Source organism: Alistipes sp. DJF_B185, from assembly GCF_964250025.1.
In the GTDB taxonomy this organism is placed as follows: Bacteria; Bacteroidota; Bacteroidia; order Bacteroidales; family Rikenellaceae; genus Alistipes; species Alistipes finegoldii.
The window spans coordinates 19,125-33,011 of the sequence record NZ_CAXUDY010000004.1 but is presented as its reverse complement, the minus strand read 5'-3'; the positions used below and the strand labels follow the sequence as shown (position 1 = coordinate 33,011).

Below are 13,887 nucleotides of genomic sequence, written 5' to 3'. Positions count from 1 at the left end.
GCGGCGGGATTATTCGACGACGTCGAGTTTGACGGGCAGATCGGTCCGCAGCTGCAGCGTGCCGGAGGTAATCAGCGTGTCGCCCACGTTCAGCCCCTCGATAATCTGAATGCTGGACTCGGTCCGCAGGCCGGTCTTCACCTCGACGGCCTGCGCCTTTCCGCCTTTGTAGAGATATACCTTGTCCACGCCCATCTCCGGCACGATGGCTTCGGTCGGCACGGCTATGGCGTCGGGAATGTCGTGCAGGCGGATTTTAACGGTCACGAAACGTCCCGGCAGCAGCGTTCCCCGCGTATTGGGATAGAGCGCCCGCACGGCCAGCGTGCGCGTGGCGATATCCACCTTCGATTCCTGCGCGTAGACCTCCGCCCGGAAGGTCTCGTTCCGGCCTTCGACCGTAAACGAAAGCGGCGTTCCCGGCCTGATCTGGCTGGCATAACGCTCCGGCACGAAGAGGTCGATCTTGAGCGGCGAAATCTTCGTCAGCTTGGCCACCACCACGCTGGGCGAGGCGTAGGCGCCCTCGCTGACGTTTCGCAGACCGATAATTCCGTCGAACGGCGCACGCAGCTCCGTCAGCGCGATATTGGCCTTGACGATGTCGATATCGGCGTTGAGCATCGCCAGCTCCGTACTGGCCTGCTCGTAGGCCTCCTGACTGACGGCGTCCTTTTCGAGCAGCGCGCTCTGGCGGTAAACCCGGTCCTCGGCCAGCTTGAGCTGCGCTTCGTAGCGCGACAGCTGCGCCAGCAGCGGTTTGTCGTTGACCTTGGCCAGCAGCTCGCCCTTGCGGACGATCGACCCTTCCTTGAAATTGATCTCGACGATCTTGCCCGAAGTCTCGAACGAGAGGTCCACCTCTTCGTCCGGCAGCAGGTTGCCGACCATCGTAATGCCGTCGGCGAGGGACTGCGGACGCACGACGAGTCCGTTCACGTTCAGAACGCTCTTCTTCCGGGGCGCGCTCACCGCGGCCGGATCGGCGTCCGAAGCGGAGGAGCCGGGGCCGAAGTGTCTGTAAACGCCCAGCACGGCACAAAATACGACGAGGATAACGGCCGTAACGATCCATTTCTTTCTTTTATTCATTGCAGCGAGTAAGGTTTGATTTCGGAGTCAGGGCAAAGATACGAAAAAAGCGCATGCAACTGCTATTCCCGACCGGCCCGATTGCGCTCCCTGCGGATAAAATCCGCAGCTTCCGGCCATCCGGCAGACATCGCAGAGGGCCAAACGGCAAAAATCGGGGGTGAAACGCCGCCGGCATTCCGCAAAACCGGGCATGCGCGCAGCCGGAAGCCGTACCATTCCGGTGCGAAAAATCACGACGCTCCGGACGCCCGAAACAGGGAATACGCCCCCCACCGCCGCCCTGCGGCAGCCGAAAGGCACAGAATTTGAACGACGAACCGCAAACAGAACACCGTGCCGCAAAGTTTTGCAAGAATCGAATCATTTCATTAGAAACCAAGACTTTCCGGACACGGACGTCGGTCCCGGAAAACATCCGATATTAAAAATTTAACGTATCGCAATCCCGTTTCCTGAAAAATTTATGTACTTTAGCCCCTGTTTGCAATTTACACACCCGGATAACACCCGGATTTTCGACCACACGACGAAAGAATGGACAAGCAACCGGACGAATTGATCTTGCAGAGCCTCCGGCAGGGCAGTTACGATGCATTCGATGCGTTGTACATGCGTTACGCCCCGCATGTGGAGGCGTTTGCCTTCTGCATGCTGAAAAACCGGAGCGAAGCCGAGGATCTGGCGCACGATATCTTTCTGAAAATCTGGGAAACCCGCGAGTCGATCGGCCGCATCAAATCGTTCCGCAGCTATCTGTTCCGGATGACCAAGAATGCCGTTTTCGACATCTTCGAACACAAGAACGTGCAAACCCGTTACGAACAGCGGCTCCTGCACGTCGAGGACCTTCTGACGGACGACATTTCGACGAAGGTCGCCACCGAGGACCTGCTGATGATTATCGACATGGCCGTGGAGCAGATGCCTGAGCAGCGGCAGCGGGTCTTCCGCCTGAGCCGCTACGAAGGGCTTTCCCATCAGCAAATCGCACAAAAACTGGGCGTAACCCCCAAAACCGTCGAATATCACATCCGCACGGCGCTCGCCGAACTGAAAAAAATCATCGGCGTCATCGCCTTCTTCTTCTGATTCTTCCGCCTCACGCCTCCCGGCAGACAAAGACGACACGAAAATTGTTGTCTTTTTTTATTTGCAAAAAAAATTCAGATCCCGACTAGGGACGCCCCTCTTTTTCCCGTCATACTATTACAAACGCACAGAAAGAACGGACATGATAAAAAAGATAATACACACGTTCCTGCACAATCCGATGCCGGAACAGGTACAGCAGCAGTTTCGGACATGGTGCCTGAACAAGGAGCGCGCAGGCGAAAAGACCGACGCCTTATGGAAGGAATGGGAGCGGCTCGACCCGGCGTCCGTCCTCCCGGCGGACGAAAAGGCCTACCGCCGCAAGCTCGACCGGCTGCACCGCGAAATGACGCCTCCGGCCGCCCCGAAACGGGGACTGTTCAGCATCACCCGCCGCACGGCCGCCGCTGCGGCCGCAATCGTCCTGCTGGCGATGTCCGTCGAATTCTTCGTCGTAAAACGTCTCTCGGCCGACACCACGACATGGCTGGTGACCGCCGAAAACAGCAAAGGCCGCTTCACGCTGCCCGACGGCTCGGTGGTATGGCTCAACGCCGACTCCCGGCTGGCCTACTCCGACCGCTTCACGGCTTCGGGCAGCCGCGCGGTCCGGCTCGAAGGCGAAGCCTTCTTCGACGTAAAACGCGACACGCTGCGCCCCTTCGAGGTGGAGATGGGCAAACTCCGGGTCAAGGTTCTCGGCACGCGCTTCACGGCCAGCCATATGCCGGCGTTCAACACGGAGGAGGTGACGCTCCTTTCGGGCAAAGTCGAGGTGTCGGGCTACCGCGCCGACCAGTCGGTCGTCCTCACCCCGGACCAGAGCTGCTCCTACGACGCCGGTTCGGGCGCGGTCGCCGTGCGCAACGTCGCGGCCAGCAACTATTGCAGTTGGACGGGCAACTCGATCATCTTCGACAACATGACGCTGGCCGACATCGCCGTCAATCTGGAGCACTGGTACAACATCCGCTTCCGGATCGACGAACGCATCGACACCTCCATACGCATTTCGTTCACCCTGCGGCCCGAAACCCTCGAAGAGACGCTCAAGATCATCGAAACGCTGACGCACCTCCGCTGCCGGCAGATAGACAAACACTACGTAATAATACACAAATAACCAAGAAAACCGACCATGGAACGCAACACATGAACGCCGGGAGACCTCCCCGGATCTTCTTTCAAAGAAACTCAAGAAACTATCAATCAAAACTTAAAACTCAGTCATGAAAAAAGATGAACGCCTGAATTTTTCCGACCGGACACCCTCCGTGCGGAGACTTGTCGTGTCGCTTGTCCTGATGCTGCTGGCCGTCCTGCCGGCAGCGGCGCAGAACAAGAAAATCACCGTCGATCTGGACAACGTCCCGGTCCGGGAATTTATCAAAACCGTGGAATCGCAGAGCGGTTATACATTCGCGTATAACAACTCCGAAATCGACCTCACGCGCCGCGTGAGCGTCAAGGCGGCCGACGAAAACGTCGTGGACGTCGTCATCCGCGCACTCAGCGCCCAGAACCTGACCGCCCGCATGGAGGGCAGCCGCATCGTCGTCAGCCGCAAACCGGCCGCCGCACGCGTACAGACGGCGCAACCCGTAAGGGGGGGGGTAGTGACCGGAACGGTCAAAACGATTTCGGGCGAGCCCGTCATCGGCGCCAGCGTAATCGTCTTGGAGACCAACCGGGGCAACGTCACCGGTCTTGAGGGCGACTTCTCGGTCGAGGCCACGCCGGGCCAGACGCTCTCCGTCTCCTTCCTCGGCTACAACACGCAGCAGATAAAGGTCGGCAGCCAGACGTCGTTCGACATCACGCTGACCGAGGACAGCAAGCAGATCTCCGAAGTGCTGGTCGTCGGCTACACTCCGATGCGCAAGAGCGACTTTACGGGATCGATCGCCAGCGTCAAAGCCAGCGAACTCTCCGCTACCACGCCCACCGTGGGCCAGTCGTTAGTCGGTAAGGTCGCCGGCGTCGAAGTCCACCAGACCAGCGGTGCGCCGGGCGACGGCGTAACCATCCGTGTGCGCGGCGTCAATTCGCTCTCGGCGAGCAGCGCGCCCCTTTACGTCATCGACGGCTATCCCGCTTCGGAGGACGTATTCATCAACCCCAACGACATCGAAAGCATCGACATCCTGAAGGACGCCGCTTCGGCCGCCATCTACGGTTCGCGCGGTGCGTCGGGCGTCGTGCTCATCACCACCAAGCGCGGCAAGGACGGCGAAGCCGCCAAAGTCAGCTACGACTTCTCGTACGGTATCCAGCAGCTCGACCACAAGGTGGACCTGCTGAACTCGACGCAGTTCCGCGACCTGCTGATCGACGCCCGCAACAACTCCTACCGCCTGCGCGCCACGGCCGCCGGCGTGTCGTGGAGTCCCTACGACGACAACACGATCCGCGCCGCCAAAGGCTTCTCGCTGGCCGAAGTGGGCATCCACCCGATGTGCTACGACTTCACGACCCGCACCCCCGTAACGCCGCAGTACGACACCGACTGGCAGGACGAACTCTTCTCCAACGCCGGCATCATGCGCCACAACGTATCGGTCATCGGCGGCACGAAGGCCATCAAGTACATGGCCAGCGTCGGTTACATGGATCAGGACGGTATCATCGCACCGTCGAACCACAACCGCATCAACGCCCGCATCAACCTCGACGCCCAGATCACCAAGCACCTGACGGCGAGCATCAGCTACTCGATGTACGACGCCAAGAACACCGTCGTACAGGCCGAGGGCCGCATGATCAACGACGGCGTGATCCAGAGCGCGCTGATGTACCTGCCCAACCTGCCGGCCTACGAGGAAAACGGCGATTACGCCCGCAGCGCCATGATCCGCATGAAGACGGACTGGGGCATGAACTTCCCCGAAAACCCGCTGGCGATCGCCAACGAGCTGGACATCAACGAGAAGATGTCGCGCCACAACCTCAATCTCAATCTGGTTTACGAGTTTCTCCCCGACCTCAAGCTCTCGGCCCGGCTCGGCCAGCAGTGGTACAACTACCGCTATTTCTATTACCGCCCGATGAGCATCGGCCGCGATGCCGCCCCCGCCTACAGCGAGGAGCTGCGCTCGTCGAACATCGCCCGCACGACCTCGACCTACGACGTGGACCGTCTGGGCGAGTTCACGCTCAGCTATAAGAAGAAGATCGGCCGCCACCACATCGACGCGCTGGCCGGCTACACCCTCCAGAAGAAGACCTACGACCGTCTGGGCGTCGAAGCCACGGGCTTCGCCGACGACCGCATCCACGAGGTTACGGGCCACGGTTCGAACGCTTCGGACATCTCACTCTACAGCACCCGCAAGGCCGCATGGGCCATGATGTCGTTCCTGACCCGCGTCAACTACTCGTTCGACGACCGCTACACACTGACCGGCTCGTTCCGCGCCGACGGTTCCTCGCGTTTCGGCATCGACAGCCGCTGGGGCTACTTCCCCTCGGTATCGGCCGGCTGGACGCTCTCGAACGAACCCTTCCTCAAGGATGCGCTCAAGGACGTGGCTTCGATCCGTCTGCGCGCCAGCTGGGGTAAGAGCGGCAACAACGACATCGGCAACTACGCCAGCCTCGCCGGCATCTCGTCGGGCAGCTACGCCTTCGGCCAGACTCCCGTATCGACGACTTACGAAGGCTCCTTCACCGACGCCGCGCTGGGCTGGGAAACCACCCGCCAGACTAACGTCGGTATAGATCTGGGCTTCTTCAACGGCCGCCTGAACGTGATCGGCAACTGGTACAACTCCATTTCGACGGACATCCTCTACAAATACCCGATCTCCTCGATCTCAGGCGCGACCTCGACGACGACCAACATGAGCGGCGCCAAGATCCGCAACCGCGGTTTCGACGTCCAGCTCGACGCACGCCTCTTGACAGGCAAGGTAAACTGGAACTTCAGCACCAACATTTCGGTCAACCGCAACAAGGTCGTCAGCATGGGCGGTCTGGACGACATCATCTCCACCACCGAACGCTCCGTAGGCTCCCACATCACCAAAGAGGGCAAGCCCATCGGCTCGTTCTACGGCTATCAGGCCGTAGGCATCATGTCGAAGGCCGACTATGCCAACGCCCTGCTCGACCGCGACGTCTACATCAAGAACGGCAACAAATTCCCTGAAGGCTACCAGCTCAAGGGTCCGGCCGTGGCTTCGTACGCCCTCGACAACCTCTCCTACGGCAATGCCATCTGGAAGGACGCCAACGGCGACGGCGTCATCACCACCGACGACAAGACGATCATCGGCGACGCCTACCCCGACTTCACGGGCGGCTTCTCGACCAGCCTGTCGTGGAACGGACTCGATTTCAGCGCCAGCTTCGCCTATTCGTACGGCGGCGAGGTCATCAACTTCCAAGACTACTACCTCTACAACATGGAGGGATCGGGCAACCAGTATTCGATCGTCGCCGACCGCTACATCTCGGACGCACAGCCGGGCCGCAACAACGTGCCCATCGCGTCGCGCATCTCGACGACCAACACCTCGCTCAAACTCTCTTCGTATTACGTGGAGGACGCTTCGTTCTTCCGCTGCGCGAACATCACGCTCGGCTACACGCTGCCCAAACGCTGGACCAGCAAGCTGCACATCACCTCGTGCCGCGTCTACGTCAGCGGCGACAACCTCTTCACCATTACCCCCTACCGCGGTTACAACCCTGAGGTGTCGTATAAAAGCAGCAACATGATGCCGGGCTTCGACTGGGGATGCTACCCCCTCTCGCGCATCTATTCGGTCGGTTTAAACTTAACTTTCTAAATCTTGTACGAATATGAAGATCAAACATATGTTCATCCTGCTCGCCGCCTCGGTCTCGACGGCGTCCTGCGGATTCCTCGACGAATACGACCCCAACGCCACGACGGTCGGCAACTTCTACAAGTCCGAAGCCGACATCGTCACCTCGCTCAACGGCGTCTATGCGTCGCTCACGCAGAGCTACTACTACACGAACAACCACTACTTCACCGACGTCCGCTCGCATGACACGGCCGTGACGGACAGCGGCGCCAACAGCGGCATTCCCTACCAATTCTACAACTATACGCTTACCGAGGAGAACTCCTACGTATACAACCGCTACACGCAGCTCTTCAAGACCATTTCGCGGGCCAACACGCTGCTCGCGCATCTGGACGACGTGAGCTATTCCAACGGCGACGCGCGCAACACCTACGAAGCCGAAATCCGCTTCCTGCGCGCGCTGACCTATTTCCATCTGGTGACCGAGTGGGGCGACGTGCCCCTGATCCTGACCGAACTCAAGACCAAGGACGAGGTGCAGGCCAACAACTACCGCCGTCCGAAGAGCGAGGTCTACAAGGCGGTCTTCGCCGACCTCGACTACGTACTCGGCAGCCCGCTGGCCGACATGCAGCCCGCATCGGAGTGCGGCCGTGCAAGCAAGGCTGCCGCATGGACGCTCTACGGCAAGGCCAAACTGCAATACGCCTGCGACGAGGATTTCGCCTCCGAGAAGTCGGCGTCGCTCACTTCGGCCATCGAAAAGCTCACCGCCGCATGGAACCTGCGGTCGTTCGGCGAACTGTCCGACATCCCCTACAACGCGATCTGGGACCTCTCCACGCAGAAGTCCTGCGCCGAGAACATTTTCCAGATCAACTACATCCAGAACAACGCCGACCTCGGCTCCACTTGGAACTACCTCTTCGGTCCCAGCAAAACCGGCATCACCTCGAACAAGGTGGGCCTGATGCAAAACATGACCACCAAAAGCGTCTACGACGCCTTCGCCAAGGAGGACGTGCGCAAGAACTACCTGCGCGAGACGACCGTTGCGGGCGTGACCTACTACCACACCATGAAGTACGCCGATCTGGAGTGCGGTGCGAACGGCTACGGCGGCAACAACTGGATCGTCATGCGTTACGCCGACGTGGCGCTGATGCTGGCCGAAGCCTACTACTGGCAGGGCACGGAGCCGACGGCCAAGAGTTTCCTGAACATGGTCCGCAAACGCGCCGGACTGGGCGACTGGTCGGGCACCGACCTGCGTCAGGGCATCTACGACGAGCGCCGCAACGAGTTCATCCAAGAGGGACTCCGCTGGCAGGACCTGCTGCGCATGTACTCCAAGCAGGAGATGATCGAACATTTCAACGCGATCAACCCCAACTTCGGGCTGAAGGACCTGCTGCTTCCGATCCCCTACAACGAACGCATCCTCAACACCGAGGGACTTTACCAGAATCCGGGCTACGGCGTAAAATAAACCGACGACGTCATGCGATTCACAAACAGAATCATATTGATCCTCTGGGCGATCGCGTGCGGGCCGCTCGCTGCCTGCTCCGACGGCGGCACGGAGGCCCCCGGACCGGAAAACGGGACTCAGACCATCGTCTGGACGCCCGCAATTCCGGTCAGGGACGCCGCAGTCGTCTTCTCGCTCGAAGGCAGTCCGGATAACGTCCGCAGCGTATTGTGGATGTTCGGCGACGGCGCGACCGCGACTTCGGGCGCAGGCGAATCGGCCGAACACACCTACCGGACGGCCGGCACCTACACGGTCAGGGCGACCGTCACCCGGCTGCATGGCCCGATGACCGAACTCTCGGCCACGGTCGCCGTCGCCGATACGGAGGCCGCGATCGTCGTCAGCAACGACCATCCGGCCCGTATGGAGCAGGTCGCCTTCGCGCTCAGCCGCATCCCCGGCGTGTCGGGCGTCGTCTGGAATTTCGGCGACGGCAGCGCGGCGCAGCGCGTGACCGACCCGACGCAGCGGGTGGAACACCGGTATGAAGCCGACGGACAGTACAGGGCCGGCGCCGCCATCTCCTACACGGACGGCACGACGCAGACCCTGACGCAGACCGTCACGGTCGAAGGAGCTTCCCTGAGCCGCTCGTGCCTGAATTTCGACACCGGCAAAATGTGGATCATGGCCCACCGCGGCAACTTCAACAACGGCTACGATCTGGCCCCCAACTCTATGGCGGCGTTCCGCAAGTGCGTCGAACTGGGATGCGTGGACTTCATCGAAACCGACGTCCAGATCACCAAGGACGGGCAGGTCATCTGTCTGCACGACAACTACCTCAAGCGGTTCACCGACTACAGCTCCTATGCCGGCGACGAAGGCTACGTCATCAACTTCACGCGCGAGGAGCTGCGGAAATTCCGGCTGAAAACCACCGACGGCAAGGTGACCGGCGAACAGATTCCGACGCTGGAGGAGGTCCTCACGGAGCTGCGCGGCAAGGTCTGGTTCAACCTCGACAAATGCGGCAGCGACGACGTGGACATCGCCAAGGTCTACGAGGTCGTCAAACGCTGCGGCTGTCTGGACCGGGTGCAGTTCTATGTCGGAACCAACAGCGACAGAGCCGCTTGGCTGGCCCGTCAGGAGCAGCCGGGAATCATCGCCCCGCACGCCAACAACGCCTCGGCGCTGGCCGCCATGTCGGCATTCGCCCCCGTCTACATGATCCAGACCTCGACGGGCTATGTCAACAGCGCATGGATTTCGTCGCTCAATGCCAAAGGGCTTTCGGTCTCGAACCTGCTCGACGACGAGGGCGCGGCCTTCCGCAACGGCAACACCGTCACGATGGACGGCTTCGTCGCCGCGGGCCTGCGCATGATCCAGTGCGACTACCCCGCCCTGATGGACGAATACCTGAGAGACAAAGGGAAACGCTAAACCTTAAAATTTCAAAAAATCAATTTCAATGAAAAGAATACTATCATATCTGAGTATCGTGTTGCTCTCCGCATCGGTCGCATGTTCGGACAGCAGCGAGATGGACAAGGCCTACAACTCGGTCATCACTCCCGGCTTCACGTTCGGCGAAGAGGAGATCATCGCGGGCATCACTCCGGTCACCTTCACCAATACGACCACGGCGGAAGGGACGACCGTTTCCGAATACTTCTGGCACTTCGGCTTCGCCGGAGAGGGCAACTGGTCCGAGGAGGCCGCTCCCGACCCGATCGTCTACAACCGTCCGGGCGACTACACGGTCACCCTCACGGCATGGGGCGCCGACGGCAACCGCGCCACGACGACCAGAACAATCACCGTCCTTGCGGACAACGTGCTGCCGACGGCCGACTTCAGCTACTCGCCCCAGATGATCAGCATCGGCACGACCGTGACCTTTACGGACAAATCGACCGATTCCGACGGCGAAATCGTGTCGCGCGAATGGCTCTTCCCCGACGGCACGACCTCGACGGACATCAACGCGACCTACACGTTCGAACAAATGGGCATGTTCAACGTCCAGCTGACCGTGACCGATGACCGCGGCGGCTCGAACAGCACCTCCAAGGCCATCAACGTCCGCGCAGGCGACGTCAACGCCTTCACGCTGCTCTGGTCCACTGCGGTAGCCTCCGCCGATGCGCTCTGCGCGGCGAGCGTCGTGGCCGCGAGCGACATGGGCTATATCTATTCGGTATCGGGCGACGGCAAAATGGTCGCGCTCAACACCGACGGCGCCAAGGTATGGGAATACGACGCCATGGCAAAAGACGGCGTATACCTCAAGAGCGAAATCTCCTATCCTTCGGCGGACACCGACGGCACGGTTTACTGGGTGGCGCACGGATACGGCGGCTCCTCGTCGGCATCGCTCGTCTATGCGTTCGACGGCGCGACGGGTTCGGTGCTCTGGAAGAACACGACGGCCTACGCCCCGGCGGCGCGCATCGCCTTCTCGACGCCCTGCATCAGTCCGAGCATGGTCATCGTCGGCAGCCGCGGCACCAACGGCGCGATCCGCGGATTCGAGAAGGGCACCGGCAAGAACACCGCTACGGCCACCCCGGCCAACGGCGGCGGCACCTCCGGCACGATCGCGCTCAAGAACGGCGTGGTGATCTTCACCAACACCGCCCAGTACGGCTACGGCATCATGGTTCCCGACGCATCGTTCGTCTGGTCGCCGGTTCCGACCTCCGACACGTTCGCTCCCAACAAGATTCTCTCGGCCGGCCGCTGCCAGCCCTGCGTCGATGCCGACAACTGCGTCTACCTTCCCGGCATCGCCGAAGGATCGGGCACTTGGAACCTCGCGAGCTTCGACTGCACGAACCTCACCGCATCGTCGAAGAAGACCCCGAAATGGAGCGTGAACCTGCCCGACGGATTCCAGCAGACGGGCGCATCGCTCAGCGCCGACGGCACGACGCTCTACATCGTCGCCGACAAGGCCACCCCCTCGGTGGTCTACGCGCTGAACACCTCGAACGGTTCGACCCGCTGGTCGTACACGCTCGACGCGGCAAGCAACAGCATCCCGGCCGTCGATAATCTCGGCCAGATCCACCTCTGCACCAAGACGGGCGATTACGTCGTGCTGAGCGCCGAGGGCGAACTCCGTTACAAGGAGCATCTGGCCGACTCGGTGGACGGCTCGCCGACGATCTCCGAATGGGGCTACTCCTACTTCCTCGGCAAGGACTCGGCGGCAGGTGCGCTCAAGGTTTACTCCGTCGCGCTGCCCGGCGTCACTTCGCCCGCAGCTTCGGCGTGGTCGCAGTACGGACAGAACGCACGTCACAGCAACTACCAGAAATAACCGAATGTAGAATTCCGGAGGGACGGCGGTCCGCAGGGCCGCCCCGCCTTCCGGGAAATATAAGGAACCTGAACATGAAAAAAACAATAATTCTCGCGATGTTCGCGGCGCTCTGCACCCTGACAGCCGGATGCGCCGACGATTTCAAAACGGTACTCAACGACAAGTACTACGAGGACGACACGCCCTCCCGCGAACCCGACATCACCGAGCAGACGCTCACGCTCGGCAGCTACAACCTCTGGATTTCGGGCAAGGGCACGGGCGACTACCTGTGGACCAACCGCCGCACGGTGCTGGCGCAGTCGATCGTCAAAAACAAATGGGACATCTTCGGCTTCCAAGAGGCCAACGGAACGATCCAGAACGAGCTGCCGACGCTCGTCGGGCAGCAAGGCGGCAAATACGAATGGTGGTTCGTGGGCCGCGACTCGCAGGACGGCGTCAGCGGCGAAGCGCTGGGCATCGCCTACAACCCCGAACGTTTCGAGCTGACCGACAAGCACTTCTTCTGGATTTCGCCCACGCCCGACGAAATGAGCTACGGCTGGGACGAGCTGGGCTATCACCGCATCGCCGCCTGCGCCATGGTGACCGACAAACTGTATAACAAGCAGTTCTTTATGATGGTCACCCACGCCCCGCTGGGCGCCACGGCGCGCGCCGAGGGCGCCAAACTGCTGATCGAGCGCGAAAAGATGTATAACCCCGACGGCATCCCCTCGATTCTGGTCGGCGACATGAACGCCGCCATGGACGACGCCTCGTCGAAGACGCTCCGCACCCATTGGAACGACTCGTTCCTCACGGTGGAATCGGATTTCATCAGCGGTCCCGTCGGCACCTTCAACGGCCACAAAATCACAGCCGACCTCACGCAGGCCACGGCGCGCATCGACTACATCTACTCGCGCGGCGACGTGGAGCTAAAATCCTACAAGGTGGACAACACCGTTTACGGCAACATCTACCCTTCGGACCACTGCCCCCTGACGATTCAGTTCGACACCGACTACGAGAAACCCGCACCCGACGTGGTCGAGGGTTCCGGAACGGCCGCGGACCCGTGGCAGCTCAACTCCGTGAGCGACTGGAACACGGTCGCCGCGTCGATCAACCGGCAGGCCGAAGACGCCGTCTACACATCGGCGGCCTACTACCGTCTCACGGCCGACATCGACTTCGACAACAAGAACCTCACGCCGATCTCCTTCACGGCCGACAACACGATCTACTTCGAGGGCGAATTCGATGGTGCGGGACATAAGCTCCTCAATGTGAAGATCGTCGCTCCGGGCAAATCCTGCGGCGTATTCGGCGCCAACAAGGGCACGATCCGCGATCTGGCCGTCGAAGGTGCGCTTTCGACCGAATTCGAGATCGCGGGCGGCATCGTCGGCATAAACGCCGGCGTCATCGACGGGGCGACCTTCAAGGGCGACATCACGGGCGGCACCGGAGCCAAGACCATCGGCGGCATCGCGGGCCAGAACAAGGGTACGCTGGTCAACTGCGCCAACCTCGGCGGCACGATGAAGACCGACGCCCCGAAAGACCCCAACATGGGCGGCATCGTCGGCCAGATCGCCAAAGGCGACGACGGCTTGGGCCGCTATGTCATCAACTGCTACAGCCGGGTGGACCAACTCGAAGCGAAACACAACGACGTCGGCGGCATCGCCGGCATCGTCAGCGACGACAGCTTCGTCATCAACTGCTACTCGACCGTGGAAAAGATCACAGCCAACAGCTCCTACGCATCGGTGGTGGGTTACAGCAAGAAAGGCAACCTGCAGAACATCTACGGCAACTCGGCATGTCCGTCCAAGTCTGCGGCGAACTCCGCCGTCGGCAGCGACAAGGCGGCCGGAACGGTCTGGAAAAAGACGACCTTCGCCCTGCTCTCGCTCGACGAGATGAAGTCGGGCGCCGTCACCGTACCTTCGAGCGGCGAGTCGTGCGCAAACTTCGCCGCAGCGCTCAACGCCGGCGCAACGCTCTTCAACGACACCCCGGCGGCAACGCTGCCGGGCAAGCCCGACGTCGTCCTGCGCAAGTGGACGGCATCGGAGAGCTATCCCGTACTGGAAAAATAACTCTTCAGGAGAACCGGAACTTTC

Annotated in this window: 8 protein-coding genes; 7 read left to right on the top strand and 1 reads right to left on the bottom strand. The window is 60.8% G+C overall.

Annotated features, from left to right (window positions below; all coding sequences use genetic code 11):
• Nucleotides 1-9 precede the first annotated feature (9 nt).
• Entirely contained in the window at nt 10-1,092 is a 1,083-nt protein-coding gene (locus ACESTR_RS06695) for an efflux RND transporter periplasmic adaptor subunit (RefSeq protein ID WP_009599037.1), read from the bottom strand.
• A 537-nt stretch (nt 1,093-1,629) separates the two neighbouring features.
• On the opposite strand from ACESTR_RS06695, the gene ACESTR_RS06690 reads away from it, so the two are divergent.
• The 7 genes from ACESTR_RS06690 (at nt 1,630) to ACESTR_RS06660 (ending at nt 13,863) form a co-directional block, all read left to right on the top strand.
• Nucleotides 1,630-2,184, top strand: coding sequence for an RNA polymerase sigma-70 factor (locus tag ACESTR_RS06690; RefSeq protein ID WP_022043630.1), 555 nt, complete (start codon nt 1,630-1,632; stop codon nt 2,182-2,184).
• A 142-nt stretch (nt 2,185-2,326) separates the two neighbouring features.
• The gene (locus ACESTR_RS06685) at nt 2,327-3,310 is read left to right on the top strand and encodes a FecR family protein (protein WP_009599036.1); all 984 of its coding nucleotides are present in this window, start codon (nt 2,327-2,329) and stop codon (nt 3,308-3,310) included.
• 106 nt (nt 3,311-3,416) lie between these two features.
• On the top strand, nt 3,417-6,977 hold the full coding sequence (locus ACESTR_RS06680; protein WP_302576206.1) for a TonB-dependent receptor: 3,561 nt from the start codon (nt 3,417-3,419) through the stop codon (nt 6,975-6,977).
• 13 nt (nt 6,978-6,990) lie between these two features.
• Nucleotides 6,991-8,451: a RagB/SusD family nutrient uptake outer membrane protein gene (locus ACESTR_RS06675; protein WP_009599062.1), complete on the top strand. Its 1,461-nt coding sequence runs from the start codon at nt 6,991-6,993 to the stop codon at nt 8,449-8,451.
• A gap of 12 nt (nt 8,452-8,463) precedes the next feature.
• Nucleotides 8,464-9,885, top strand: coding sequence for a glycerophosphodiester phosphodiesterase family protein (locus ACESTR_RS06670; protein ID WP_149880925.1), 1,422 nt, complete (start codon nt 8,464-8,466; stop codon nt 9,883-9,885).
• A gap of 28 nt (nt 9,886-9,913) precedes the next feature.
• On the top strand, nt 9,914-11,767 hold the full coding sequence (locus ACESTR_RS06665; RefSeq protein ID WP_009599042.1) for a PKD domain-containing protein: 1,854 nt from the start codon (nt 9,914-9,916) through the stop codon (nt 11,765-11,767).
• A gap of 74 nt (nt 11,768-11,841) precedes the next feature.
• Entirely contained in the window at nt 11,842-13,863 is a 2,022-nt protein-coding gene (locus tag ACESTR_RS06660) for an endonuclease/exonuclease/phosphatase family protein (RefSeq protein ID WP_279064624.1), read from the top strand.
• Nucleotides 13,864-13,887: the final 24 nt, after the last annotated feature.

Bases quoted from the DNA above. Each gene is read 5' to 3' on its own strand.
- ACESTR_RS06690 (WP_022043630.1), top strand. From the start codon at position 1,630: ATGGACAAGCAACCGGACGAATTGATCTTGCAGAGCCTCCGGCAGGGC.
- ACESTR_RS06680 (WP_302576206.1), top strand. From the start codon at position 3,417: ATGAAAAAAGATGAACGCCTGAATTTTTCCGACCGGACACCCTCCGTG.
- ACESTR_RS06695 (WP_009599037.1), bottom strand. From the start codon at position 1,092: ATGAATAAAAGAAAGAAATGGATCGTTACGGCCGTTATCCTCGTCGTA.
- ACESTR_RS06665 (WP_009599042.1), top strand. From the start codon at position 9,914: ATGAAAAGAATACTATCATATCTGAGTATCGTGTTGCTCTCCGCATCG.
- ACESTR_RS06675 (WP_009599062.1), top strand. From the start codon at position 6,991: ATGAAGATCAAACATATGTTCATCCTGCTCGCCGCCTCGGTCTCGACG.
- ACESTR_RS06670 (WP_149880925.1), top strand. From the start codon at position 8,464: ATGCGATTCACAAACAGAATCATATTGATCCTCTGGGCGATCGCGTGC.
- ACESTR_RS06685 (WP_009599036.1), top strand. From the start codon at position 2,327: ATGATAAAAAAGATAATACACACGTTCCTGCACAATCCGATGCCGGAA.
- ACESTR_RS06660 (WP_279064624.1), top strand. From the start codon at position 11,842: ATGAAAAAAACAATAATTCTCGCGATGTTCGCGGCGCTCTGCACCCTG.